The 25,007-nt window shown below is 68.6% G+C and carries 26 protein-coding genes; 11 read left to right on the top strand and 15 right to left on the bottom strand.

Annotated features, from left to right (window positions below; all coding sequences use genetic code 11):
• Positions 1-122: 122 nt before the first annotated feature.
• Complete coding sequence (locus tag EOHIBHHM_RS12605; RefSeq protein WP_497251084.1) at positions 123-1,643, top strand: PAS domain-containing protein; 1,521 nt, start codon at positions 123-125, stop codon at positions 1,641-1,643.
• A gap of 114 nt (positions 1,644-1,757) precedes the next feature.
• Positions 1,758-2,792 carry an NAD(P)/FAD-dependent oxidoreductase gene (locus EOHIBHHM_RS12610; protein WP_497251086.1) on the top strand — a complete coding sequence of 345 codons (1,035 nt, stop codon included), beginning with the start codon at positions 1,758-1,760 and terminating at the stop codon, positions 2,790-2,792.
• Positions 2,793-2,821: 29 nt separating this feature from the next.
• Here EOHIBHHM_RS12610 and EOHIBHHM_RS12615 read toward each other — a convergent pair whose 3' ends face one another.
• Positions 2,822-4,495: an ABC1 kinase family protein gene (locus tag EOHIBHHM_RS12615; RefSeq protein WP_497251088.1), complete on the bottom strand. Its 1,674-nt coding sequence runs from the start codon at positions 4,493-4,495 to the stop codon at positions 2,822-2,824.
• Between the two features lie 7 nt (positions 4,496-4,502).
• Positions 4,503-4,859, bottom strand: a complete 357-nt coding sequence (locus EOHIBHHM_RS12620) for an Hsp20/alpha crystallin family protein (RefSeq protein WP_089820932.1) — start codon at positions 4,857-4,859, stop codon at positions 4,503-4,505.
• Positions 4,860-5,022: 163 nt separating this feature from the next.
• Here EOHIBHHM_RS12620 and EOHIBHHM_RS12625 point away from each other — a divergent pair, with 163 nt between their 5' ends.
• The 3 genes from EOHIBHHM_RS12625 to EOHIBHHM_RS12635 all read left to right on the top strand — a co-directional run bounded on the left by EOHIBHHM_RS12625 (position 5,023) and on the right by EOHIBHHM_RS12635 (position 9,056).
• Positions 5,023-6,267, top strand: coding sequence for a molybdopterin molybdotransferase MoeA (locus EOHIBHHM_RS12625; RefSeq protein WP_497251090.1), 1,245 nt, complete (start codon positions 5,023-5,025; stop codon positions 6,265-6,267).
• Positions 6,255-8,198: a molybdopterin biosynthesis protein gene (locus tag EOHIBHHM_RS12630; RefSeq protein WP_497251092.1), complete on the top strand. Its 1,944-nt coding sequence runs from the start codon at positions 6,255-6,257 to the stop codon at positions 8,196-8,198. The genes EOHIBHHM_RS12625 and EOHIBHHM_RS12630 overlap by 13 nt, the downstream gene beginning before the upstream one ends.
• Positions 8,199-8,321: 123 nt before the next feature.
• Positions 8,322-9,056: a response regulator gene (locus EOHIBHHM_RS12635; protein WP_497251094.1), complete on the top strand. Its 735-nt coding sequence runs from the start codon at positions 8,322-8,324 to the stop codon at positions 9,054-9,056.
• 12 nt (positions 9,057-9,068) lie between these two features.
• Here the strand turns inward: EOHIBHHM_RS12635 and EOHIBHHM_RS12640 are convergent, their stop codons facing one another.
• From EOHIBHHM_RS12640 to EOHIBHHM_RS12675, 8 genes are all read right to left on the bottom strand, one after another.
• Positions 9,069-9,704, bottom strand: a complete 636-nt coding sequence (locus tag EOHIBHHM_RS12640; RefSeq protein WP_497251096.1) for an HAD family hydrolase — start codon at positions 9,702-9,704, stop codon at positions 9,069-9,071.
• 122 nt (positions 9,705-9,826) lie between these two features.
• Positions 9,827-10,333, bottom strand: coding sequence for a hypothetical protein (locus tag EOHIBHHM_RS12645; protein WP_497251098.1), 507 nt, complete (start codon positions 10,331-10,333; stop codon positions 9,827-9,829).
• Positions 10,334-10,475: 142 nt separating this feature from the next.
• Positions 10,476-10,853 (bottom strand): LWR-salt protein, encoded by a 378-nt coding sequence (gene lwrS / locus EOHIBHHM_RS12650; RefSeq protein WP_497251099.1) that lies wholly within the window; start codon positions 10,851-10,853, stop codon positions 10,476-10,478.
• A 9-nt stretch (positions 10,854-10,862) separates the two neighbouring features.
• Positions 10,863-11,138 carry a 4a-hydroxytetrahydrobiopterin dehydratase gene (locus EOHIBHHM_RS12655; protein ID WP_497251101.1) on the bottom strand — a complete coding sequence of 92 codons (276 nt, stop codon included), beginning with the start codon at positions 11,136-11,138 and terminating at the stop codon, positions 10,863-10,865.
• A gap of 63 nt (positions 11,139-11,201) precedes the next feature.
• The gene (hemA, locus tag EOHIBHHM_RS12660) at positions 11,202-12,557 is read right to left on the bottom strand and encodes a glutamyl-tRNA reductase (RefSeq protein WP_497251103.1); all 1,356 of its coding nucleotides are present in this window, start codon (positions 12,555-12,557) and stop codon (positions 11,202-11,204) included.
• Complete coding sequence (locus tag EOHIBHHM_RS12665) at positions 12,554-13,225, bottom strand: precorrin-2 dehydrogenase/sirohydrochlorin ferrochelatase family protein (protein ID WP_497251105.1); 672 nt, start codon at positions 13,223-13,225, stop codon at positions 12,554-12,556. The genes hemA and EOHIBHHM_RS12665 overlap by 4 nt, the downstream gene beginning before the upstream one ends.
• Complete coding sequence (gene ahbB / locus EOHIBHHM_RS12670; RefSeq protein WP_497251107.1) at positions 13,226-14,287, bottom strand: siroheme decarboxylase subunit beta; 1,062 nt, start codon at positions 14,285-14,287, stop codon at positions 13,226-13,228.
• A gap of 115 nt (positions 14,288-14,402) precedes the next feature.
• Positions 14,403-14,801, bottom strand: a complete 399-nt coding sequence (locus tag EOHIBHHM_RS12675) for a DUF5778 family protein (RefSeq protein WP_497251109.1) — start codon at positions 14,799-14,801, stop codon at positions 14,403-14,405.
• 227 nt (positions 14,802-15,028) lie between these two features.
• Here EOHIBHHM_RS12675 and uppS point away from each other — a divergent pair, with 227 nt between their 5' ends.
• The gene (uppS, locus tag EOHIBHHM_RS12680; RefSeq protein ID WP_497251111.1) at positions 15,029-15,958 is read left to right on the top strand and encodes a polyprenyl diphosphate synthase; all 930 of its coding nucleotides are present in this window, start codon (positions 15,029-15,031) and stop codon (positions 15,956-15,958) included.
• An 8-nt stretch (positions 15,959-15,966) separates the two neighbouring features.
• On the opposite strand, the gene EOHIBHHM_RS12685 is transcribed toward uppS, so the two are convergent.
• Positions 15,967-16,098: a hypothetical protein gene (locus tag EOHIBHHM_RS12685; RefSeq protein ID WP_497251113.1), complete on the bottom strand. Its 132-nt coding sequence runs from the start codon at positions 16,096-16,098 to the stop codon at positions 15,967-15,969.
• Positions 16,099-16,359: 261 nt separating this feature from the next.
• Here EOHIBHHM_RS12685 and EOHIBHHM_RS12690 point away from each other — a divergent pair, with 261 nt between their 5' ends.
• Positions 16,360-16,806 (top strand): protein-tyrosine phosphatase family protein, encoded by a 447-nt coding sequence (locus EOHIBHHM_RS12690; protein ID WP_497256993.1) that lies wholly within the window; start codon positions 16,360-16,362, stop codon positions 16,804-16,806.
• A 52-nt stretch (positions 16,807-16,858) separates the two neighbouring features.
• Here EOHIBHHM_RS12690 and EOHIBHHM_RS12695 read toward each other — a convergent pair whose 3' ends face one another.
• On the bottom strand, positions 16,859-17,467 hold the full coding sequence (locus EOHIBHHM_RS12695; RefSeq protein WP_497251115.1) for an undecaprenyl diphosphate synthase family protein: 609 nt from the start codon (positions 17,465-17,467) through the stop codon (positions 16,859-16,861).
• Between the two features lie 78 nt (positions 17,468-17,545).
• Between EOHIBHHM_RS12695 and EOHIBHHM_RS12700 the strand changes: the two genes are divergently transcribed.
• Positions 17,546-18,877, top strand: coding sequence for a DUF92 domain-containing protein (locus EOHIBHHM_RS12700; RefSeq protein ID WP_497251117.1), 1,332 nt, complete (start codon positions 17,546-17,548; stop codon positions 18,875-18,877).
• A complete protein-coding gene (locus EOHIBHHM_RS12705; RefSeq protein ID WP_497251119.1) occupies positions 18,874-19,311 on the top strand; it encodes a GNAT family N-acetyltransferase in 438 nt (145 codons plus the stop codon). The genes EOHIBHHM_RS12700 and EOHIBHHM_RS12705 overlap by 4 nt, the downstream gene beginning before the upstream one ends.
• 47 nt (positions 19,312-19,358) lie before the next feature.
• Here EOHIBHHM_RS12705 and EOHIBHHM_RS12710 read toward each other — a convergent pair whose 3' ends face one another.
• The 3 genes from EOHIBHHM_RS12710 to EOHIBHHM_RS12720 all read right to left on the bottom strand — a co-directional run bounded on the left by EOHIBHHM_RS12710 (position 19,359) and on the right by EOHIBHHM_RS12720 (position 23,133).
• Complete coding sequence (locus tag EOHIBHHM_RS12710) at positions 19,359-20,477, bottom strand: baeRF10 domain-containing protein (RefSeq protein ID WP_497251121.1); 1,119 nt, start codon at positions 20,475-20,477, stop codon at positions 19,359-19,361.
• Positions 20,478-20,679: 202 nt separating this feature from the next.
• Positions 20,680-22,242, bottom strand: a complete 1,563-nt coding sequence (gene dnaG, locus EOHIBHHM_RS12715; RefSeq protein WP_497251123.1) for a DNA primase DnaG — start codon at positions 22,240-22,242, stop codon at positions 20,680-20,682.
• Between the two features lie 114 nt (positions 22,243-22,356).
• Entirely contained in the window at positions 22,357-23,133 is a 777-nt protein-coding gene (locus EOHIBHHM_RS12720; protein ID WP_497251125.1) for a sugar phosphate isomerase/epimerase family protein, read from the bottom strand.
• Between the two features lie 119 nt (positions 23,134-23,252).
• Here EOHIBHHM_RS12720 and EOHIBHHM_RS12725 point away from each other — a divergent pair, with 119 nt between their 5' ends.
• Positions 23,253-23,468 carry a DUF3311 domain-containing protein gene (locus EOHIBHHM_RS12725; RefSeq protein ID WP_497251127.1) on the top strand — a complete coding sequence of 72 codons (216 nt, stop codon included), beginning with the start codon at positions 23,253-23,255 and terminating at the stop codon, positions 23,466-23,468.
• A gap of 10 nt (positions 23,469-23,478) precedes the next feature.
• Positions 23,479-24,993 carry a sodium:solute symporter family protein gene (locus EOHIBHHM_RS12730; RefSeq protein WP_497256995.1) on the top strand — a complete coding sequence of 505 codons (1,515 nt, stop codon included), beginning with the start codon at positions 23,479-23,481 and terminating at the stop codon, positions 24,991-24,993.
• Positions 24,994-25,007 lie beyond the last annotated feature (14 nt).

Below are 25,007 nucleotides of genomic sequence, written 5' to 3' on the forward strand. Positions count from 1 at the left end.
CTATCACCTGCTTCGACGTCCCTGGACCGTCACGGCCGACGCCTCGCTCGTCCGGTCTCTACTAAATATTAGTAGCGAAAGTAGAGATAAACTTATACGACGTCACCGTCCCTTCCCCTGTAGTGGACGACGACTGCCGGAGCGACTCGACTCGACTCGGCGGGGAACCGCCGGACGTCTCTCAGACCGGTCGCTGGTTCGACGCGCTGTTCCGCGACCCGGTGGGGATGGTGAGTCTCCTCGCTCCCGACGGGACCATCCTCCGCGTCAACCGGACGACGCTCGAGTCGCTGGAGGTCGAAGAGCGGCGACTCGTCGGCCAGTCGCTCCCGGAACTCCCCGGCTGGTCCGACGCCGCACGCGGACGGATCCGCGAGGCGCTCGCCACCGCCGCCGACGGCGAACTCGCCCAGCTCGAGGTCCAGAACCGGGCGTTCGCCGACGGGAGGTGGCTCCACGTCTCGCTGTGGCCCGCGTTCGCCGACGACGGGTCGGTCGACGCGATCGTGTCGCGGGGCGTCGACGTCACGCAGGAACGACGGACGCGGCGACAACGGCAGCGGATGAAACGACAGCGCGACGAGGAACGGGAGCTGCTCGCTCGCGTCCTGGAGACCGCACCGGTCGCGATCTTCGTGATGAACAGCGACCGCGAGGTCGTCCAGCAGAACGGCCACCTCCAACGACTGCTCGACGCGATCGGCGTCGACTCGGTCACTCGACTGACCGACAGCGAGCGCGTGACGCTGCTCGACGCCGACGGGACGCCGCTCGACGAGCCACAGCTCCTGAGCGACCACGTCTTCGAGACGGGCCGTCCCGTCTACGGCGTGAAGCGGGGTATCGAACCGGCCGACGGTCGGAGACGCTGGCTCTCGTTGAACGCCGCGCCCGTCTTCGACGAGGACGGGAGCGTCGAGTACGTCGTCGACTGTGGCGTCGACGTCACAGAGCAGGAACGACAGCACCAGACGCTTCAGCGCTCGAAGCAGCGGATCACGGTGCTCAACCGCGTGCTCCGCCACGACATCCGCACCCGATCGAACATCGTCGGCGGGTACGCCGACCTCATCGCCGCCCGCGTCGACGCCGACTCCCAACTCCGGGAGTACGCTGACGTCGTCGCGGAGACGGCGAGCGAGCTCTCGGAGTTGAGCGACACCGCACGCAAGATGGAGCAGATCGTCGGCGAGGTCGACGACGTCGAACCGGTCGCCGTCGACGCACTCTTGGTAGAAGCGCTCGAGACGTTCGAACGAACCTACCCGTCGGTGACGGTCGACCTCGACGTCCCGGCGTCGGTGACCGCGCTGGGGTCGCCGTCGCTCACCGAGGCGTTCTACCAACTCCTGAAGAACGCGGCGGACCACACCGAGAGCGACCGACCGCGCATCTCGCTCGCCGTGGACACCCCGGAGACGGCGACCGACCCGGTCGAGATCCGCATCGCGGACGACGGTCCCGGCATCCCGCCCGAGGAGATCGCGGTGATCGAACGGGGTGAGGAGGACCCGCTCAACCACGGCAGCGGGCTGGGTCTCTGGTTCGTCAACTGGGTCGTCGGCGGCGTCGGCGGGTCGCTCGCGTTCGAGACCGGAGACGAGGGGACCACCGTCGTGGTCCGCCTCCGACCCGGCAGGTGAGCGGCGGGAGCGTCGTCTCCCCTCGGTGCCGGGTTGCATCCGTTTTTGAGTCGTCCGGCCGTAGTGACGAGCGATGAGCACGACCACCGGACCTTCACGCACTGGAGTCGAGCAGTGAGCCGTTCGCTCGCCGTCGTCGGCGCGGGCGCTGCCGGATCGGGAGCGGCGTACGCCCTCCGCGACAGCGACGTCGACGTCACCGTCTTCGAGAAGAGTCGCGGGGTCTGTGGCCGCGCCGCCACCCGCCGCAAGCAGGGGTGTCGGTACGACCACGGCGCCAACTACGTCAAGGGGGCCGACGACCGGACGACGGCGCTCCTGCGCGAGCTCGGCGAGGAGGGGCTCGTCGACGTCGAGGCACCCGTCTGGACGTTCGACGCCGACAGCCGGATCCGCGAGGGCGACGAGCAACGCGGCGACAGCCACAAGTGGACGTGGACGGAGGGGATCACCCAGTTGGCCAAACGACTGCTCGCCCGGACGGACGCGACGGTCGACCAGCCGACCCGTATCGCCTCCTTCGAGCGCGGCGACGGCTGGTATCTCACCGACACCGAGGGAGTGAACTACGGCCCGTTCGACGGACTGCTCCTCACGCCCCCGGCACCGCAGACCGCCGGTCTCCTCGCGGAGGCGAAGTGGAACGACGACCGGCTCCCGCAACTCATCGAGGCCGTCGGCGCGGTCGACTACCGGACGGTCCGGACGGTCGTGCTCCACTACCCCTTCGAACTCGACACGCCGTACTACGCGCTCGTCAACACCGACAAGGAACACGAGGTCGGGTGGCTCTCCCGCGAGGAGTGCAAGCCGGGGCACGTCCCCGACGGCGAGAGCCTCCTCGTCGTCCAGATGAGTCCCGAGTGGTCCACCGAACACTACGACGACCCGCTGGACGACGTCGCACCCGCCGTCGCCGAGACGGTCGCGGCGCTGCTTGACGACGAGCGACTCGACGACCCCGACTGGGTGGACGACCAGGGATGGCGGTACGCGCTCCCGGACGACGGCGCACTCGACGAGGTCGTCCGGAGCGCCGAGGACACGAATCTCTTCTTCGCGGGCGACTGGGTCGTCGGCGACGGGCGCGTCGCCGCGGCGCTCTGGAACGGGATCGAAGCGGGAGAACGACTCGAAGAGACGCTGTGAGCGTCCGACCGTCGCCGTGACGCTCGACCTCAGTCGTCCCGGCGCTGTCTGAGGTTCTGTCGGGTGAACTGCGGGCTGGCGCGCAGTCCCTTCTTCGACCGGAACGAGCGGTACAGCAGGAACACGACGGGGAGCGTCAGCGCGGCGACGGCCGCCGCGGGTTCCCACGACCCGCCGAACGCATAGAGGATCGCCGACGAGAGAATGCCGACGGCGACGAAGATGGCGAAGGCGATTCGCTTCGCGAGTTTGTCGAACACGCGGTTCGTGTCGTCGATGCGGACGTCGAGCGTCAGGTTCTCGCGTTCGACCCGGTCGAGGACGCGCTCCAGTTTCGGCGGGACGCGGACGAGCGACCGGGAGGTCGCCTGCAGCTGTTCGGAGACGTCGCCGGCGACCTGTTTGACCGTCTCCTCGCGGTAGCCCTCCTGTGAGAGATACTCCGTCGCCACCGAGATGAAGTCGAAGTCCTCGTCGAGCGTGACACAGACGCCCTCGACGACGGTGGCGACCCGGAGGACGAGCGCCAGATTCCGCGGCAGGCGGAGCGGGAACTCGTAGATGGTCGACTCCACCTGTTCGATGATCTGGTTGACGCGGTACTGCTCGATGTCCTCGCCGCGGGCGTCGGCGATGGCCAGCTCCATCACGTCGGCCATCACCTGCCGGTCGGCGTCCGGCGAGAGCGTCCCCATCTCGATGAGCGTGTCGAGGATTCCGTCGATGTCCTGGTTGGCGACGGCGATGTAGAACTCGACGATCTTGCGCTGGATGAACGAGTCGACGCGGCCGCTCATCCCGAAGTCGTAGAAGATGACCGCGCCGTCGTCGTCGACGGCGAGGTTCCCCGGGTGGGGGTCGGCGTGGAAGACGCCGTCGTCGATGATCATCTGCAGGTAGATGCGCTGGAGCCGCTCGGCGAGCTCGTGGCGGTCGACCCCCATCTCGTCGAGCGTCGCGAGGTCGGTGATCTTCACGCCCGGGAGATACTCCATCGTGAGCACTCGCGGCCTGGAGACGTCCTCGACGACGCTCGGGATGCGGATGTCGTCGTTGTCCGCGAAGTTGGCCTGGATCTCCTCGAGCATCCGGCCTTCGCGGCTGTAGTCCATCTCCTGACGGATGGTCTTGGCGAACTCGTCGGCGAGGTTCTCCAGGGAGAACGCGCGTCCCTGTCCGATGAACCGCTGGACGAGGGGGAGCGACCACCGGATCACGCGCAGGTCGGCCTCGACGAGTTCCTCGATGCCCGGCCGACGCACCTTGACCGCGACCTTCTGGCCGCCGTACTCGGCGAGGTAGACCTGACCGAGGCTGGCCCCGCTGATGGCGTCTCTGTCGAAGTCGTCGAACACCTCGTCGACGGGGCCGAGCTCCTCCCGGAGCACCTGTTCGGCCTCGTCCCACTCGGCGGGCGGCACCTCGTCTTGGAGACTGGAGAGCACGTCGACGTACTCCGGCGGGAGGATGTCCGGCCGCGTCGACAGCAGTTGGCCGAGTTTGATGAACGTCGGCCCGAGCGTCAAGAGCGAGTCGAGCAGCACCTCCGCTCGTCGGGTCCGGGTCGCCGAGTCGACGCGTCGGGAACTGCCGAAGAGGACGAACCGCTTGCGGTCACGCGTGTAGGCGACGATGAGCGGGAAGAACTGGTAGAAGACGAGCAGGAACCGCCAGTAGGCACGGAGATTGACCAGGCTAACCACCCCGGACTTACGCGTCCTCGATGTGGATCGTCTGCTCGGGGGCGGCCTCGCGCTTCGGGAGTCTGATCTCGAGGACGCCGCGTTCCATGTCGGCGTCCGCACCGGCACCGGTCGCGTCCGGCGGGAGGGGGATCTCGGCGTCGAGGAACAGCGAGCGGTCCTCGCGCACGTAGCGGAACTCGGGGGGGAGCGATTTCTCACGACGCGCTTCGATGACGAGTTTGTTGTTCTCGATGCTGATGTCAGCGGTCTCACCCGAGACACCGGGGAGATCGAGAACGATGAGGTACGCGTCGTCACTCTCCAGCAGGTCCGCGAAGACGGCCTCCGGGAGTTCGCGCAGCGCGTCACGCAGTGCTGACATGGGCGGTGCTTGGGGCCGGGGGTCGAAAAAGGCCGCGGTAGGTGAGGCAGTTTCCGGTGTGTGGCTCCGTGTCACCCGTCTCCACCCTCGTCGGCGACCGCGTCGTCACGACGGCGGTTCCGCGAGGGCAGACGCTTTCACCTTCGGGCCGCAACGCCCGCGTATGAGCCACGACGACCTACGACGTGCCGGGTTCAAAGAGCGAACCCGCGTCGACGCCGCCCGCGAGACGCTGCTGGAGGCGGTGACGCCACACGAGCGGACCGACCGCGTCCCGCTCGAACGAGCGGACGGTCGAACCGTCGCCGAACCGCTGACCGCGCCGAACCCCGTCCCCGGCTACGAGCGGGCGGCGATGGACGGCTACGCCCTCCGGGCACAGGACACGTTCGACTCCTCCGACCGCTCGCCGAGCGTCCTGCGCGAGGGCGACGACGAGGTCGTCCCCGGTGAGGCCGTCCGCGTCCACACGGGGAGCGAACTCCCCGACGGGGCCGACGCGGTCGTGATGATCGAACAGACCGACGCCGTCGGCGACGAGATCGAGGTGTTCGACGCCGTCGCCGAGGGCGAGAACGTCGGCCCCGTCGGCGAGGACGTCGCCGAGGGCGAGACGCTGTACGAACCGGGCCACCGACTCAGACCCTCCGACCTCGGTCTCCTCAAGTCCGTCGGCATCCGCGAGGTGGCGGTCTACGACTACCCGACCGTCGGCGTCGTCCCGACCGGCGAGGAACTCGTCCAGTCGGACCCCGCTCCGGGCGAAGTGATCGAGACGAACGGTCTCACCATCTCGAAACTCGTCTCCCGGTGGGGCGGCGTCCCCACGTACCGCGACGTCGTCACCGACGACCCCGAGGCGCTCCGGGCGGCCATCCAGCGCGACCTGACGAAGGACGTCGTCGTGCTCACGGGCGGCTCCTCCGTCGGCGCGCGCGACTACACGCCCGAGGTCGTCGACGAACTCGGCGAGGTGCTGGTCCACGGCGTCGCGCTGAAACCGGGTCACCCCGTCGCGCTCGGCGTGGTCGAAGAGACGCCCGTGTTGATGCTGCCGGGCTACCCGGTCGCCTGCATCGTCAACGCGGTGCAGTTCCTCCGACCGGTGCTCAAGCGGCTGGGCCGGCTGCCCCTCGAGGACCACCCGACCGTCGAGGCGACGCTGACGCGGAAGGTGACGAGCGACCCCGGGACGCGGACGTTCGTCCGGGTGAAGGTCGACGAATCGGACGGAGACGGCGAGGGAGACGACGAACCGAAACGGCGCGCGACGCCGACGCGCGCCAGCGGATCGGGCGTCCTCTCCAGCGTCGCCCTCGCCGACGGGTGGGTCGTCGTCCCGGAGGAACGCGAGGGGATCGCCGAGGGTGAGACCGTCGCGGTCGAGAACTGGGAGTGGTCGGCGTGAGTGAACGGAAAGAGTTCCGCGACCTCGCTCCGCCCGAGGAGGCCCACGCCGCCATCGCCTCGCTGGACCTCGACCCGGAGCCGGAGACCGTGCCGCTCGACGACGCTCGTGGGCGAGTGCTCGCGGAGCGACTCGACGCCGAACTCGACGTCCCCGGCTTCGACCGGGCGAGCATGGACGGCTACGCCGTCCGGGCGAGCGACACGTTCGGGGCCGACGAGGCCGACCCCGTCGCGCTCGAGCTCGCGGGTGAGGTCCACGCCGGCGCGAGCCCGGACGTCGAGGTGAGCGAGGGGAGCTGTGCGGAGATCTCCACCGGTGCGGTGATGCCGCCGGGCGCGGACGCCGTCGTGATGGTCGAGCGGACCGACGAACGGGGTGAGAACGAGATCCTGATCCGGACGGCCGTCGCCCCCGGCGACCACGTGATGCTGGCCGGTGCAGACATCGCCGCCGGGTCGCGGGCGCTCGGCCCTGGGACGCGGATCACGCCGCGCGAGATCGGCCTGCTGTCGGCGCTCGGTGTCGACGAGGTACCCGTCCGCGGACGACCGACCGTGGGGATCGTCTCGACCGGCGACGAACTCGTCCGTCCCGGCGGCGACCTCGACAGCGGGGCCGGGCAGATCTACGACGTCAACAGCTACACCATCGCCGCGGGCGTCGAGGAGGCGGGCGGCGAACCCCGCCTCTACCCCCACGCCGGCGACGACTACGAGGAGATGGAGCGCATCCTGCTGGAGGCGGCCGACGAGTGCGACCTCGTGCTCTCCTCGGGGTCGACCTCCGCCAGCGCCGTCGACGTCATCTACCGCGTCATCGAGGACCGCGGCGAACTGCTCCTGCACGGCGTCGCCGTCAAGCCCGGCAAGCCGATGCTCGTCGGCTCGCTCGGCGGCGGGGCCTACGTCGGCCTCCCCGGCTATCCGGTCTCGGCGCTCACCATCTTCCGGACGTTCGTCGCCCCTGCGATTCGGCGGGCGGCCGGGCTCCCCGAACCGCGGACGGCGACCGTCACCGGGCGGATGGCCGTCCGCGAGCGGTACGAGGAGGGCCGGATGCGACTGATGCCGGTCGGCCTCGTCGAGAGCGGCCCGCCGGAGACGGGCGACGGCGACGACGCAGACGGGACCGCCGACGCGGGCGAGACGCTCGTCTACCCGGTCGACAAGGGGAGCGGTGCGACGACGAGTCTGGTCGAGGCCGACGGCGTCGTCGAGGTGCCGCCGGACACGAGCTATCTCGCCGAGGGCGAGACGGTGACCGTCCGCCTGTTCTCGCCGGACGTCAGACCGCCGTCGCTGCTCGGCGTCGGCGAGGACGACCCGGCGCTGTCGCGCCTGCTGGACCGACTCGACAGCCCGCGCTACCTCCCCGTCGGAAGCCGCGAGGGGCTGCGTCGTCTCCGCGACGGCGTTCCGGACGTCGCCGTCGCCGCCGGCCCCGTCGACCGCGACGTCGACGCCGTCGACCTCGGCGGGTGGACCCGCGAGTGGGGGCTCGTCGTCCCCGCGGGCAACCCGGCGGACGTCACCGGGCTCGCCGACCTCGTCGACCGCGACCTGCGCTTCGTCAACCGCGACACCAACTCCGGACTCCGAACCAGTCTCGGGAACGCACTGGCCGAACTGGCCGAGCGACGCGGCGTCGAACGGCACAGTCTGGTCGAGGCCGTCGACGGCTTCGACCTCACGGTCAAGGCCCACGAGAGCCCCGCACGGAAGGTCCAGACGGGCGGCGCCGACGTCGGACTCGGGTTGCGGGCGACCGCAGCCAAACTCGGACTCGGCTTCGTCTCGCTCGGTAGGCAGGACGTCGTCGTCAGCGCGAACCCGACCCGCATCGACAAACCGGGGGTCCGGGCGCTGGAGGCGGCGCTCGACGAGGTCGACGGCCTCGTCGCGGCGCTCGACGGCTACGAGACGCGCTGACCTGCGACGCCTGAGATGTACACCGGTACGCGTCGGCCCACCGACTCCCTCCCTCTGAACAATATATTCGTTGCCATACAGTTAAACGAGTAATTTAAGCTACAGCCCGACCATCTGGAGGGTATGACCGCGCAGTGCACCGTTCTACACGTCGACGACGACCCGGAGTTCCTCGAACTCTCCGAGCAGCTGTTCGACCGGGAGGCGTCGTTCGACACGCTGACCGCACCGACCGTCGAGGACGGCCTCCGGCTGCTCCGGACGCACGAGGTCGACTGCGTCGTCAGCGACTTCGTGGTCTCGGCCGACGGGACGCCGTTCATCTCGGCGGCTCGCGACGTCGACGTCGACGTTCCGATCATTCTCTTTACGGGCAAGGAGTGGGACCTCGTCGCGGCGGACGCCGTCACGGCGAACGTCACCGACTACGTCCAGAAGTCGGGCGTCGCGGAGATCGAACTCGTGAAGCGTCGAGCCAGACAGGTTGTCGAGTCGAGCGGCGACACGCTCGGGGCGGTCGTCGGCGACCGCTCGGCGTCGGCAGGAGTCGACGCGACGAGTTCGTTCGACGCGCCTGCGGCGAGACTCGGCGACGAGTGGGTGATCGTCGGTCGCCACGACTGGTCGGACGCCGAAGAGCTCGGGACGACCGTCCTCGAAGCCGTCGAAGCGTTCGACGTGACGGCGGCAGGGACCGACGTCCCGCTGTTCGATGCGATCGACGCCGACGCGCTCGCCGATCTGCTCGGGCCGACGCCGTCGGGTCACGAACGGTCCGGCGTCCAGGTACGCTTCCCGCACGAGGGGTACGAATTCGCCGTCACGAGCGACGGCGACGTGGCGATCCGCCCGCTGTAGCGAGGTCGTCGCTCACTCGCCGAGGTCGCTGAACGTCTGCACCCGGTAGTCGCCGAGGACGCACTGCCCGCGGCGGGCGGGGTCGTGGCGTTCGACGTGGATGCTGTCGAGACCCGCGTTCCAGGCCGCACCGACGTCGCTGGCTCCGTCTCCGGCGAGCACGCCCGTACTCTCCCCGTCGACGCCGAGGTCTTCGATGGCGTGGCGGACGGGCGTCGGGTCCGGCTTCCACCCCAACTCGTCGGTACAGCAGACGACGGTGTCGAACCAGTCGTGGATGTCGAGATGCTGTAACACGGGGTCGGTCAGAAACGACTGGCAGTGCGTCACCACGCCGACGGGCGTCTCGAGCGACCGGACGAGGTCGGCGGCGTCCTCGTGGAGGTACGTCGCCTCCGCGCGGATCTGCGGGTCCTCCTCGGCGTGGAAGGCGGGCCAGAACTCCGTCGGCTCGAGCCCCCACTCCCGGAGCTGGTCGTCGCGAGCGCCGCCGAGTCCGTGCCAGAGCACCTCGGCCTCGCGGTCGGTGAACGGTCGGCCGAGTCGATCGCCGACGCGGTCGAACACGTCGCGCGTGTAGGACCACTCGGCGTCGACGAGCGTCCCGTCGAGGTCGAAAAGCCAGAAGTCGTAGCTGTCGACGACCATAGGGAGACTGAACTAGGCGGTGGGCCGGTATGTGCTTTCCGGCTGTGTCGACGGAGTTCACTCGGAATCGAGTACACGGGCCGTTCGACGGCACACACGCCGTTCGACAGCACGCGTTCCGTTCAACAGCTGGTGCTGGCTCCGCCGGTACCGGCGGCGCTGTCGACGTGTCCGCTGTACTCCACGCCGGTGGAGCGACACGGCACCGTCGTCACCTTCGTCACCGTCCCGTCGTCGAGCCGCGTCCAGGTGAGCACGACCACGTCGCCGTCGGTCCAGTCGGTCAGGCGTGTCTCGGCTGTCGCGCCGGGGTCGAGGACGGTCTTCCAGGACCGCTCGGCGCCGACCACCGTCACCTCGGTGACGTTCGCCGGGACGGCGAAGTCGTTGCCGACGGCGTGGTCGTGGTAGGGGACGGCCGACGTCCTCCCGTCTCGATAGCCGAGTTGCAGCAGCAGCGTCCCGACCGGATCGTCGGTGTGAACGACGGTCGCGGTCACCGCGTAGCGCACATCCGATCGGTTCTCGACCGAGACGGACGGCGCGGGCGAGAGGAGGGCGTCGGCGCCGAGACAGCCGGCGAGCGAGGCGACGAGGAGCAGTGCGACGAGCGGTCTCGCGGAGGGCATACCACGGTGCAGCGAGCGTGTCGTCAAAACTGTTCGCTCTCGAGCGCCGCTGTCTCTCGTCGAGAAGCGGCGGCGGGTCACCGGCCCACTCCGCTTGGAGTCGGGTCGGGTCGCTTCCTGCCGCCGTGACGTTCGTCGCCGCTCAGTCGGTGACGCGGATCGAACTCCCCAGATACTTGTGGAGCACCTCGTCGACGTCGTCGGCGTTGAACTCCTCGAGGTTCTCGGCGATCACCGCACGGAGCGTCTCGAGCTCCGCCGCGTCGATCGCCAGTTCGGAGAAACTGATGCTCGTGACGTCGACGCCGAGGAGCTCCGAGGCCGTCTGGCGGAGATGCCGCTCGTCGTTGGCCTCGCCGTGCCAGAGGTTGTCCCTGAAGAACAGCCAGCCGTCGGGGTCGTCCTCGCTCTCCGGGTCGGTAGCGGGGAGTCTGAGGACGGTCTCGAACTCCCGAGGGTCGAGTCGCACGTCGGGTGCGTCGAGTCGGAAGCGAACGCGGAAGACGTATTCGGCGGTCATGGTCCGGCGTCAGTACTCGTCGTCGAACAGGTCCGCGAGGCGCATGTCCTTGTCGGTGATGCCGCCGGCGTCGTGTGTCGTCAGTCGGACCTCGACCTCCTTGTAGCCGACGACGATCTCCGGGTGGTGGAACTCCTCCTCTGCGACCTCGCCGATGTCGGTCACGAACGAGACGCCTTTCAGATAGTCGTCGAACTCGTAGGTCCGGGTGATCTCGTCACCGTCTCGCTCCCAGCCGTCGGGAAGCCGCTGTTCGATCTCGTCGTCGTCTAATCGGTCTGCCATACCGTGGCGATTCTCTCGGAGAGCGGATAAGTTTTGGCTCGTCGTCTCGGTCCCCGTCCCCGATCAGTCGTTCGAGAGGTGATCGAGCAGTCGGTCCGGTCGGTCGACGCCTTCGGGGATCTCGTCGGGCGCTCCCTCGCGCGGCGTCGCCGAGCGGGGGAGTTCGGGGACGTCGCCGCCGAACTCCGGGTCGAACAGCTGCATCGCCGTCTGGATGGTCGTCCAGTCGTCCTCGGCGGCGGCGTCTCGGAGGCTCTTCGTCGGCGCGGAGAGCAGTTGCCCGACGAGCGCGTCCGCCATCGCCGTCACCGTCTCGCGCTGTTCGTCGGTGAGCTCTCCCTGTGCCTCCAGTTTCGACAGCGCCGTGTCCACCTCTCGGCTCTTGACGGCCTCGGCGCTCTCGTACATCGTGCTGATGGCGTCGTCGGCCCGCTTCCGCTTGTAGGCGTCGAGCAGGCGATCGAACTCCTCGTCTATCATCTCGTACACTTTCTCGGCTTCGGTCTCTCTGCGTTCGCGAGTCGACTCGGTGACCGCCTCCAGCGTGTCGATGTCGTGGAAGGTGACGTCGTCGACTTGCCGGACGGTCGGGTCGACGTCGCGGGGTTGTGCCAGGTCGATGACGAGCGTCTCGCCCGCCTCCGTCAGCGACGTGACGTCGAGCACGTAGGTCGGACTCCCCGTCGCGGTGATGACGAGGTCGGCGGTCGCCGTAGCGGCCGGCACCGCGTCGAGTGCGACCGCGCTGGCGTCGGTCTCGATCTCGCTGGCGACGTGTTCGGCGTGTGGGACCGTCCGGTTGGCGACGAGAACCCGCTCGACGCCGGTGCCGTCGAGCGCGCGAGCGGCGAGCGTCCCCATCTCGCCCGCACCGACGACGAGCGCCGTCTTTCCGTCGAGTTCGAGCGTCTGCTCGGCGAGTTCGACTGCCGCGCTGCCGAGCGAGACGACGCCCTCGTTGATGGCGGTCTCGGTCCGCGCTCGTTCGCCGACGTGGATCGCCTTCGTCAGCGTCTCGTCGAGCATCTCGCCGATGCCGCCGACCGCTCGGGCCTCGGCCAGCGCCGTCTTCAACTGCCCGATGATCTGGTCTTCGCCGATGACGAGCGAGTCGAGTCCCGCGGCGACGCCCATCAGGTGGCGGATGCTCTCCTCGTGGTCCAGTTCGACGACCGCGCTGTCGCGGACGTCGGGGGCGAACTCCGCGAGTATCTGTCGCCCACGCGCCGCTTTCGACGTCACGACGTAGGCCTCCGCCCGGTTGCAGGTCTGGACGACGAACGCTTCGTCGACGCCGTCGCGGGCGAGGAGGCGCTCGACGAACGTCCGTTCGTCCTCCCGACACGCGGCCTCGATCTCGTCGATCGTCGCGTTCGAATGCGAGACAGTCACACCCGTGATGACACCAGCGTATCTCACTGTCTCTCACCTCGCGTGCCGTCTATCTCGATTCCGAACTCGTTTCCGATCACTCGCGCTGCCTCTTCGCGGGCATTTGCGTCCCCCGTACGTAAAGCCTTCCAAACGTGTGAAGACCGCACAACCGCGCGGACCGCGTCCCGCCGTTCCGTCGGCGAGACGTCCCGCGTTCGCAACTCCGTTCGAAGGTCGGCCGTCAGCTCCGCCATCTCTCCCGCCCCCGCCAGTTCGGTCTCGATCCGCTCGCGGAGGTACTTCGAGAGGGCGGGGCTCGCGCCGCCGGTCGAGACGGCGACGGTGACGGGGTCGTCCTCCACCGTCGCCGGGACGACGACGCTACTGGCGTCGCGGCCGCCGCTGTGGTCGGCGCGGTTGACGAGCGTACCGTGGTCGCGGGCCGCCCGTTCGACCGCCTCGTTGACGTCGTCGCGGTCCGTGGCGGCGACGACGACCGCCGGCTCGAACCGCTCGACCCAGTCGCCGACGTCGGCAGGGTCGGGCGCGGCTCTGACCAACTCCGCGTCGCCGAACTCGCGGTCGACGAACGCGGGGCTGACGACGACCGTCCGCGTCTCGCGGGCGAAGCGGCGGGCCTTCCGCGCGCCGACGGGACCGCCGCCGAAGACGAGCACCGTCTCTCCGGAGAGGTCGTGAACGAGTGGGATCATCTACTCCGTGTTGGCCTCCGCGCGGTCCGCGAGTCTGATACCTGTCTTCTTCAAGATGCGCGTCGAGAACAGTGAGTCCCACTGCTCCTCACCAACGTTCCAGAACTCGCTCATCTTCTCGCGCACCTCCTGGATGCGCCGCTGGCTCTCTTCCTCGCTGCGGCCGTGAGTCATCGCGAAGAAGTTGTACGGCCACACCCCCTCGTGGCGCGGACGCTGATAACAGTGCGTGACGAAGTCGAGCGAGGCGATCTCGGGACCCACCTCGGGGACGAGCTCGTCGGGGACGTTCCAGACGGTCATTCCGTTCTCGGTGTAGCCGAGCGCGTAGTGGTTCGGGATGACGCCGACGCGCCGAACCTTCCCCTCCAGATCGAACCGTTTGATCGTCTCGACGACCCACTCGGGCTCCGCGTCGAGCGCCGCGGCGACGTCGGCGTAGGGGGTCTCCGAGATGGGAAGACCGCCCTGGATCTCCAGCACCAGGTCGCGCTCTTCGGGCGTCAGCGTCGTCCGGTCGCTGGGTGTCACGTCGGGGCCGAGCGTCGAGAGGTCGACGTCTCCCTCCGGGACGGGACCGTCGACGAGGAACTTCGCCTCGACGCGGAACTCCCGGATCTTGGGGAGGTTGTACGTCGGTTGACCGGTCTCCTCCTCGATCTCGGCCAACACCGCCTCGATGCGGTCCTCGTCGGCGACGCTGACGACGAACCACACGTTGAGGTGCGGATGCTCCCGCTCGTAGTTGTGTGCGACCTCGAGGTGACTGTTGACCTGGTCGGTCACCTCGTCGAACCGTTTGGGTGGGGCGTGCATCGCGACGAGCGTCGCGTTGCCACCGATCTCCTGGGCGTTGACGAGCGCGCCGAACCGCGTCAGCACGCCCTCGTCGTCCAGTTCCCGGATGCGTTCACACAGTTCCGAGGCAGTGACGTCGACGCCGCGGTCGCGGAGGGCGGCCGCGGCCGGTTCGAAGGGGCGTTCGACGACGGGGAACCCACCCTGGAAGGCGTTGATGATGGCACGGTCGAGCGAGGAGAGGTCCGCGTCCACCTGTTTCATGTACTCGTCTCGGGACTGCCGAAGCATAAGCGACGCGGGATACGGCGACCCACGGTCGCCCCCCAGCGCCGCCGCTGTCGGCCGACAGAGCCGAGAGCGTCGTCGAGAAGCGGGCCTACGGGACCGGCGTCACGCGGTCGACGTGGTCGACTTCTTCGACGGCCGCGACGATGGCGTCCTGGTCGGCCGTCGCCTCGTAGTAGAACACGAGGTCGAACGTCCCCTCGCGGAGCAGCTGTTGGCACTCCCAGACGAACTCGTCGTCCTCGAGCGTGAGGCCGTGGAACTGGTTCGAGGCGAAGTCGGTGCTGTCGTTGCCCGCGTAGATGTACGTCTCGCCCTTGCCGGCGTGCTCGGCGATGACGTCGTTCAGTTCGACGGTGAGTTCGTGCATCTCCAGGTCTTCCTGTCCACCGAGGTCGGTGTGGACGATGATACCGACCAGTTCGATGTCGCCCGGTTCGAGCAGCGCGAGGGTGCGCTGATAGAGGTCCTCGTCGAGAACGTCGCTCATGCTTCCGTTGTCGTCGACACGGGGATATACGGGTGGCGGTTCGTCGCCGTCGGCGGTGCGGAGTTCGCTTGCGGCTATCCCTCGAACCAGTCGTCTTTCACCGCTCCTCACGCCGGATTAGGGCGGAAACGTGCTCTGCTGTCGCACAGAGCAGCGGGACGGAAGCCGACCTCTCTGGGTCGATGACAACACGTATACGGGTCGGCGGCGACAGCCACAGACAAGCCATGCGTACGAGGGTCCGAGAGGGAGTCGACCGTGCCTACGAGCGACTGCTCCGCCGCGAAGTCGACGACGGCCCGACGCACGTCGCGATCATCCAGGACGGGAACCGCCGCTACGCGCGCAACCGCGGCGACGACGCGCCCGACGGGCACCGTGCCGGCGCCCAGACGACGGAGCAGGTGCTCGACTGGTGTGAGGAGTTGGGCATCGAGGAACTCACGCTCTACGCCTTCTCCACGGAGAACTTCAACCGCCCGGAGCACGAACTCGAACCGCTGTTCGACCTCATCGAGGACAAACTCTACGAGTTCGCCGACGCCGAACGCGTCCACGACAACGGCGTCTGCGTCCGTGCCATCGGCGACATCGACCGCCTCCCCGAGCGGGTGACGGACGCCGTCGACTACGCCGAGGAGCGCACCGGCCACTACGAGCAGTTCCGCCTGAACATCGCGCTCGCCTACGGCGGCCGGAACGAACTGCTCCGCGCCGCTCGCGACGTCGTCACCGCGGTCCAGTCGGGCGACCTCGCGCTCGACGACGTCGACGACGCCGAGGTGGAGCGGCGACTCTACCGCCAGCCCGTCCGCGACGTCGACCTCATCATCCGGACCGGCGGCGACGAGCGGACGTCGAACTTCCTGCCGTGGCATGCCAACGGCAACGAGGCGGCCGTCTACTTCTGTGCGCCCTACTGGCCGGAGTTCTCGAAGGTCGACTTCCTGCGAGGCATCCGCACCTACGAGTCGCGCGAGGCGTCGTGGCAACGAACGAGAACGGAGCGCGCCGTCGCCCTCGTCCGCGCCGTCGCCGGCGTCGAACTCGAGGAGGCGCTCGCCGTCGGCACGCGACTCCGCGACCAGCTGTCGAACCGCGGTGCCGAGGAACTCTCCGCGGAACTCGAACGGCAGAACGCCGAGTCGGCGGACTGACCCCGAGATCAGCCGTTCGTGTACTGCGTGTTGCCGCAGCTCTCACACTCGAACAGCGAGCGTGTCGACTGGCCGACTGCAGTCCACTCGCTCGTCTCACCGATCCAGTCACCGACCTGCCCGCACTGTTGACATTGCATGATTTGGTCTCCAGTCGGCAGCCTCGGTCACCGCCGACCTCGTACTGTGTTCACTCGTCACACACTCACAAAAAGGTCGGCGAGTTTCCCGACCGTTGCAGACCGTTGTTTCGGCCGAGGACGGTTCGGCGGTGACGACTCTTCTCCGGGACGACGACGACTCGGCGGGGCGGCGGCACTTCGCCGACGGTTCTTTGTCGACGGCGGAGAGAACGCCGACCAACCGTGACCGCAACCGACCCACCGGAAGCGGAGCCTTCGATGCGCTTCCTCCGACCGTTCGGCTACGTCGAGACCGAACCGGTCGTCCGCCGCGTCGACGGCCGGGAGCTGTTCGTCGGTAACGCGGCAGCCGCCGACCCGACGGCACACGACCGGTCGTTCGCGTTCGTCCTCTCGGTCTCCGCGGAGTCTCATCCGTCGACGACGCATCACCGCCCCCTGACCGACGGCCCCGGCAACGACTGGACCGCGTTCGCGGCGGCCGTCGACACCGCTCGCGAACTGCTCGACCGGGACGGGTCGCTCCTCGCCCACTGCAGAGCGGGCGTCTCGCGGAGCAGCACCGTCGTCGCGACGGCGCTCGCCGCCGAGGAGCGTCGGACGTTCCAGACGGCGCTCGCACTCGTCCAGCGGGCGCGACCGGCGGCGGTTCCGCATCCGGCGCTTCGGGAGTTGGCTGCGGTCTATCTCGCCGCTCGGGGGTAGCGTCTCGTCGGCGTCGGCCTCCTGCGGACGTGGCGGAGGTGCGTGCTTCGGGCTATCGCCCGAATCGCCGCTGGCGGTCCTGATAGTCCAGTACGGCGCGGAGGTAGTCGCGCTTGCGGAAGTCGCGCCAGTTGACGTCGGTGAAGTACAGTTCCGAGTAGACCGACTGCCAGATCATGAAGTCCGAGAGCCGTTCGGCACCGGTCTTGATGACGAGATCCGGTTCGTCCGGGAAGACAAGCCGCTCTTCGACGTCGGCTTCGTCGATGTCTGCTGGCTCCAGCCGTCCGGATTCGACCTCCTCGGCCAACGACCGGACCGCCTCGGCGAACTCGTGTTTCCCGCCGAGGCCGATGCTCACTTGGATAGGGTCGTCGGCGCGCTCGGTGTCGCCGGGACCGCGGACGGCGACCGGTTTCGGTGTCTCGATCTCGCGGAGTTCGCGTTCGAGCGTCGGCACGACCGCTTCGTCGAGGACGCTCACGGAGACCGTGACGCGCTCGGCTCCGTACTCGAATGCCCAGCCCAGGAACGCCTCGAGCGTGTCGTACGCGCCCTGCTCCAGCAGGTCGCGTTCCGTGATGACGACGGCGACGTGTGCGGGCGGGTCCGCCGGACTGCGACGGTAGCGCATCGAGAGGTAGGCGTCGTAGAGTCCCACACGCGAGGCAACGCGGCGGGACCGTTAAACCCCTTCCGTGTCGGGAGGGTTAAGTGCGCGTCGGAGATACCGGGAGGTGTGACTTCGACACTCCGGCGTGCCGGGGGGTTCGCTGCGGTGGGGACGCTGTCGCTCGCGGCCCCTGCACTCGGTGCTGCGGCCGCCGTCCCCTTCGCCGTCATCGCGGTCCTCGCCGCCTTCGTCGTCGACGACGGGCCGATGTTCGAGCTGTTCGCCCGCCCCGGCGACCACCAGGACGGCAGACTCAACGGCCTCGCCGGCTTCACACTCGCGGCGACGGGACTCGCCCTCTTGGCGACCGCCCCACAGTTGGCGGTGCCGCCGCGACAGGCGATGCCGACGAGCGTCTTCGTCGCCTCGGTGCTCATCCTCGCCTACGGCAACGTCGGCGAGAAACTGGTCGCCCGACGCTGGAGCGACCCGTTCGCCGCCGTCACCGGGTTCACCGTCGCCGGCTTCCTCGCGGGGACGGTCGGCCAGTTCGCGGTTCAGACAGCGACGGGCGCGGCTGTCGACCTCCCCACGGCGAGTTTCCTCGCCGCCACCGGCGCGCTCGTCGCTGCGCTCCTCCGGTCGGTGCTCTACGAGCGCGACGACCCGCTCGTGATGCTCTCCGTCGGTCTCCTGCTGTGGTTCTTCACCCAACTCGTGCTCGACATCGCCGCCGTCGGAATCGTCGTCGGACTCGCCGTCACCGTCCTCCTCGGCTACGTCGCCTACGCACTCGGGACCGCCTCGGTGACGGGGATGGTCACTGGCGTCCTCCTCGGGCTCCTCACCATCGTCCTCGGCGGCGTCGGCTGGTTCGCCGTGCTCATCTCCTTCTTCGCCGTCGGCGGCCTCGCCGCGAAGTTCAAGTACGACGACAAACTCGACCGCGGGGTCGCCGAAGACAACGACGGCGCTCGCGGGAGCGGCAACGTCCTCGGCAACGCCGCCGTCGCGCTCTTTGCGGTGATCGGGTTCGCCGCGAGTTCGACGCTCTCGATGCCGTCGTCGCTCTTCCTGTTCGCGTTCACCGGGTCGCTCGCCGCCGCCATGAGCGACACGCTCTCCAGCGAGATCGGCGGGCTCTACGACGACCCGCGACTCATCACGACGTTCGAGCGCGTCCCGCCGGGAACCGACGGCGGCGTCACCTGGCAGGGCGAACTCGCCGGCATCGCCGGCGCGGCGCTCGTCGCGTCGATCGCCGTCGCGTTGCTCGACCTCGGCGACCCCGTCGTCGGCGCGGCGGTGATCGTCCTCGGCGGCGTCGGCGGGATGACCGTCGACAGCCTCCTCGGCGCGACCGTCGAGGGCGACCGACTCGGCAACCAGGCCGTGAACTTCCTCGCGACGCTCGCCGGCGCGCTCGTGAGCGCCGGTCTCGCGGTGGTGTTGCTATGACGGCCGAGACGCCGCGCGAGCGCGGACCACGCGTCCGTCGCGCCCGGCCGACCGACGGCACCCGACTGCGTCGACTGCAGTCGCTCCTGCCGAGACGGAGCCCCGACCTGTTGGACTACGGGCTCGCCGTCGGCGACGTGCTCGTCTCGTCGGCCGACGGTGCTGTCGTGGGCTACGTCCTCCCCGTCTCCGGCGACGGCGTCCACGTGGCCGAACTCGTCGTCTCGGAAGCTCACCGTCGCGAGGGACACGCCTCGGCGCTGCTCGATGCCGTGCGTGAATCGCTCGACGACGGCGACGAGATCACGCTGGCCGTCGCTCCCGACAACGAGGGCGCACGGGCGTTCTACCGCGACTACGGGTTCGAGGCGATCGAACGCCGCGAGGACTACTTCGAGGGCGATCCGGCGCTGTGGTTCGTTATGTCGGCGTAGTCGTTCGGAGAAAGACTGCGAGGCGTCGAGGCGAGCGCTCGGTTACGCTACTCGACGTCGAACCGGAGAACGGCACCGACGCCGTCGAAGCCTGCCTGTAAGCGCTCGGCGCGGTCGAGCGACTCCGGGACGACGACGCAGGTCGCTTCCTTCTCTTCGGCCCGCGCTCGGAGCGTCTGTGCGTCTTCGGCGGGCAGCGACTCGGCGAGCAGCAGCGTCTCGACGGCACCGTACTCCAACGCCTCGTCGACGTCGTCACGACCGCCGACGGCCGACTCGTCGTCGTCGGCGAGCGCGTCGAGGAATCGATCGAGCGCCGCTCGTGCGTCGGTGGTGTCGAGTGCGTCCGTCTCCTCGGCGGCGTCGACGAGCTGTCGGAGACCGGCCTCGGTGCCGTACTCCACGGAGAACGACCCGACGGTCACGTCGGCGAGACGGTCGGGGACGTGGCCTCCCTCTCGGAACTCCTCGACGGTGACTTCGCTCCCGCCGAGCACCAGTCCCGCGACCGAGGCGTCGTCGTGGGCTGGTGCGTCGGTCTCGCTCTCGCCGTGTCGCGCCTCGAGGAACGTCCGCGAGAGGACGTCGCCGACCGTCTCGAAGAACTCCGCCTTTCGCTCCTGGCTCCGGCCTTCGAATCGGTCCTCCTTCGCCCCTTCGGCCGCCTGCTTGCTCGGGACGTCGCTCTCGACGGTCTCGACCTGCTCGATGGTCTCGCCGTCGTAGCGTCCGACCACGGCGCTCTCTCGGGCGACGACTACCAACCCGTACGTCTCCGTCCCGCTCGTGGTGGGTTCCAGCGGCGTGGTGTCGAACTCGTTGGCGTAGCCGTAGGTCGCTTCCGTGACCGGGTCCGGCAGGTCGTCGAACACCTTCGTGACGAGGTCGCCCCCGACGGTACCGACGTACGCGACGAGACCGTTCTCGGGGGTCTCGTCGTAGTCGTGGAGGATCCGTCGCGTCTCCTCGAGCGCCTGTTTGAGCGGCTTCCGAACTTCCTCTCGGTCGTTCAGGTACTCGGCCTCGGCGTGGTCTTCTTCGACGCGGCCACGCATCGCTTCGAGCGACTCGTCGGCGGGAATCGCGACCGTGACGAGTTGCTCGCCGTCGGCTTCTGCGTCCGATATCGTCTCGATCTCGTCTGCGAGGGTATCTCCGGTAGACATGTGACAAAATCTCCAGCTGAGTCCCTCCGGCGATCGTCGAGTGAGGGGTCTCTGACTACCGCCGGCTGATGGAAATACCTTATCGCCAGCCGCGACGTGAGCCCTCTCACGAGTCGGGAACTGTGCCCGACCGGTGAGACCTGCTGCGCTCCAGGTAGCTGACGCCGTTCTCCGGCGAAAAGACGACTGCGAACCGACTGACTCAGCTGCTCAACAGCTGCTCTCCCGTCCGCACACGAACGTCCACCGGCTTCTTCACGAACTCGCCGGCTGAGCGGCCGACGATGTGCTCGACGCCCCGTTGGGCGGCGACGTCGACGAGTCGTTGCGTCACCTCGTCGTCCACCACGAGCGCGTAGGGGACGGTGTCCGCGTCGGCGACGGCGTCGAAGGCGTCGGCGGCGGCCAGCTCGTCGAGCGCCACGAGCGAGTCGTCGAGGAGGCGGACGCTCGCCGACCCGGACTCGATGATCTGTCGGACGTGTTCGTGGATCGACGGCGGCGGTTCCGTCGCGTCGTCGCCGTCGCCCGTCTCCGACGTCTCGGTCGCCTCGGCCGTCTCTGTCGACTCGGAAGAGTCGACCGACGCGTCCGACCTGTCGACGTCCTCGCGCTCTGTGGTCTCGTCCGTCCCGCTCGTCTCACCGTTCGCGGTCACGTCGGGAGCGACGTCGCTCTGGTCCGTCCTGCTCGGATCGCTCGTCTCGGGAGCTTCGTCGGCCGGCGCGTCGGTCGTCTGCGTCACGGCTGCCGTCGAACCCCTCGACTCGGCGTCCTCGCGTTCGACGTCCGGTTCGACGGGCGTCGTCTCCTCGAGTTCGTCTTCGGGGTCGTCGTCCGAAGTGGGAGCCACCGGCGACTCAGTCGTCGCCGACGGCTCCGGTCGAGGGTCCGCGGGGTCCTCCGGGGCGGGAGTCGTGCTCCCGTCCGTCGCTGTCACGGCCGGCTGGCTGGTCGGGTCACTCTGGTGCGTCTCGTAGGGGACCTTGTCCCGAAGCGCCGACATCACCTCGTGGCGGGCGAGGTCCTCGACCGAGCGGCCGCGCGGGGCGAACGCGACGTGGTCGACGTGCCCCACCTGCGCGAGTTCTCGGAGGATGAGCTCGCCGCCGCGATCGCCGTCCAGGAAGGCGGTGACGTTACGGTCCTGGGTCAACGTCGCGACGCTCTCGGGGACGTTCGTCCCCTCGACGGCGATGGCGTTCTTGATCCCGTAGCGGAGCAGCGTCAGCACGTCCGCACGGCCCTCGACGACGATGATGGCGTCGGAGCTCTCGACGTTTGGTCCGGCCGGATAGCCGTCGTACTCGGTGATGTCCTCGACGCGGACGGACTCTCGGACCTCCTCGAGGATTTCGCGACTCGTCATGACGCTGTCGTCGAAGGAGTCGGCCAGCAGCTCTTTGGCCCGCTCGACGACGTCGCGGCGCTTCGCGGCGCGGACGTCCTCGATGTCCGTCACCTCGACGGTGGCCTTGCACGGCCCCACTCGGGAGATGGTCTCTAGGGAGGCCGCGAGGATGGAGGTCTCGACTTTGTCGAGGCTACTGGCGATGGTCACCTCGCCGTAGGACTGCCCGTTTTCGCTCTGTATCTGTACGTCGATGCGGCCGACTTTCGACGACTGCTGGAGGTCGCGGAGGTCCAGGTCGTCGCCGAGCAACCCTTCGGTCTGCCCGAAGATGGCGCCGACGACGTCGCTCCGCTCGACGACCCCGTCGGCCGTGATGGCTGCGTGAATGAGATATTTGGCTGTGTCGTCCATGTGATATCCCCTCCGTGGGGTGATGATGGTGATAGTATCGTGGGCGTGGCCCACTCGTCTTATATACGCTCTCCACGAGGGAAATACCTATCGTACTGACGAGAGCCGCCGCCGTCACCGAGTTCGGACGTCGGCAGCCCACTCGTCGGCACGGTCGAGAAACGCCATCGGGTCGTCGGGGTCGTCGTGCTCGAAGACGGCCCACTCGACGCCGGCCTCGCGGGCTGCGGCCGCACACGCTCGGAGCGGCACGTCGCCGGCCCCGAGGTCGACGGGCCGCCCACCGCGTTCGGCCTCGGGATCGACGGCGACGTCTTTGAGGTGGACGACCGGGATCTGCTCGGCGTAGCGGTCGAGCAGGTCGACGGGGTCGGCACCCGCTGCGTACGCCCACCCGACGTCGAGTTCGAACGCCACGCCCTCGGTCGTCTCGACCAACTGCTCGAAGGCGAAGCGGTTGTCGACCTCGGCGAACTCCAGTTCGTGGTTGTGGTAACACAGTTGGAGTTCGTACGGCGCGAGCGACTCGGCGAACTCCGAGAGCGCCTCTGCCGTCTTGGCGACGGCCGCGGGGTCGGCGAACCGCGACTCGTCGAGGATGGGGATCACCAGCCTGTCGCTCCCGAGCAGTTGGCAGTTGCTGGCCTCCGCCGGGAGGTCCGACTCGACGGCTTCGACGGGGACGTGCGCACCCGCGACGCCCAGCCCCTCTCGATCGACGGCCTCGCGGATCTGTCCCGGCGGTTCACCGCCCGCTCCGGCGAACTCGACGCCGTCGAGTCGCGTCTCCGAGACGTGTTCGAGGAGCTGTGTGACGGGTTCGTCGAGCGCGCGAAGCGAGTAGAGTTGGATCGCCGTCTGCATGGTGGAGACACGCAGGCGTGTCGTCATAGCTTCCGTGGCACGACGACCCTCTCCACCAGACCCTTGTGAAGAAAATAGTTCTTCAAACCTGCCTTGATGTGAGTTTTCAGTAATACTTAGGTAGCTGTGTGGGTTACGCGTCACGTATGAACCGGAAGTGGAAGACGCTCCTCTGGGCGTCCGTCTTCGGCGTACTGGTGGCGTTGGCCATCCCGTGGTTCCTGTGGGGGGACTCGCGGGTCGTCGCCGGGCTCCCGCTGTGGCTGTGGTGGCACATCGGCTGGATGGGTGCCGCGACCGTGGCGTTCTACGCCTTCACCCGGTCGGACTGGCAGCTGCTGGCGGGGGTCACTCGTGGCTGAGTTCGTCCCGCTGCAGTCGGACGGGCTCGGCGTCCAACTGGCCGTCATCGCCGTCTACCTCGTCGTCGCGCTCGCGGTCGGCCTCCTCGCCTACCGCGTGACGAGCCGTGAAGCCGAAGACTACTATCTGGCCGGTCGGTCGATGGGGACGGTCGTCCTCCTCTTTACGACGTTCGCGACGCTACTGTCGGCGTTCACCTTCTTCGGCGGCCCCGACCTCGCGTTCACCGCCGGTCCGGAGTGGATTCTCGTCATGGGACTGATGGACGGCATCCTCTTCGCTATCCTCTGGTACGTCGTCGGCTACAAGCAGTGGCTCGTCGGCCGCACGCACGGCTACGTCACGCTCGGCGAGATGCTGGGCGACCGCTTCGGGTCCACCGGACTCAGAGCGCTCGTCGCCGGCATCTCGCTGTTCTGGCTGTTCCCGTACGTGATGCTCCAGCAGATGGGTGCCGGCGAGGCGCTCGTCGGCCTCACGAACGGCGTCGTCCCCTACTGGGCGGGCGCGGCGCTCATCACCGTCTTCATGATCGTCTACGTCGTCCTCGCGGGGCTCCGCGGCGTCGCGTGGACCGACACGATCCAGGGACTGTTCATGCTCACGGTGACGTGGGCGGCCGTCGCGTGGGTGCTCGTCTCCGTCGGCGGTCCCGAGGCGGCGACCGGTGCCCTCGCCGAGACGAACCCCGAGTTCCTCGCACTCGGCGGCGGAGCGGGCAGTTTCGATCTCCTGACGCTCGGCGGCGGCGGCCTCTACTCGGCGAAGTGGATGCTGTCGACCGCCGTCACTATCGCCTTCGGCGTGGCGATGTTCCCGCAGATCAACCAGCGATTCTTCGTCGCGAAGTCCGAGCGCGTCCTGAAGCGGTCGTTCGCGCTGTGGCCCGTGCTCGTCGTCCTCCTCTTCGTTCCGGCGTTCATGCTCGGGTCGTGGGCGCGAGGGCTCGGCGTGACGGTCCCCGAGGGTGGCAACGTCGTCCCGGCGCTCCTCAACGAGTACACGCCCGTCTGGTTCGCGGCGCTCGTCGTCGCCGGCGCGATGGCCGCGATGATGTCCTCCTCGGACTCGATGCTCCTCTCGGGGTCGTCGTACCTGACGCGTGATCTCTATCGGCCGCTCGTCGCCCCCGACGCCAGCAGCCAGCGCGAGGGCTGGGTCGCCCGCATCGGCGTCGTCGGCTTCGCACTCGTCGCGTTCGTCGCCAGCCTGTTCCGCCCGGGGTCGCTCGTTCAGGTCGGCGACACGGCGTTCGGCGGCTACGCTCAGTTGGCTCTGCCCGTGATCGTCGCGCTCTACTGGTCCCGGACGAACCGAAACGGGATGGTCGCCGGACTCGCCGGCAGTCAGGCGTTCTACCTCGGACACGTCTTCGGCCCGCTGCCGACGACCTACCTCGGCTGGGACTTTGCGCTCTACGGGATGCTGCTCGGTCTCGTGCTCACGGTCGGCGTCTCGGCGCTGACGTCGCCGACGGCCGACGAGAACGCCGCCCGGTTCACCGACGGACTGCAGGCCGACTGAGGGGACCGAAACCT

The organism is Halogranum roseipondis (assembly GCF_059695585.1).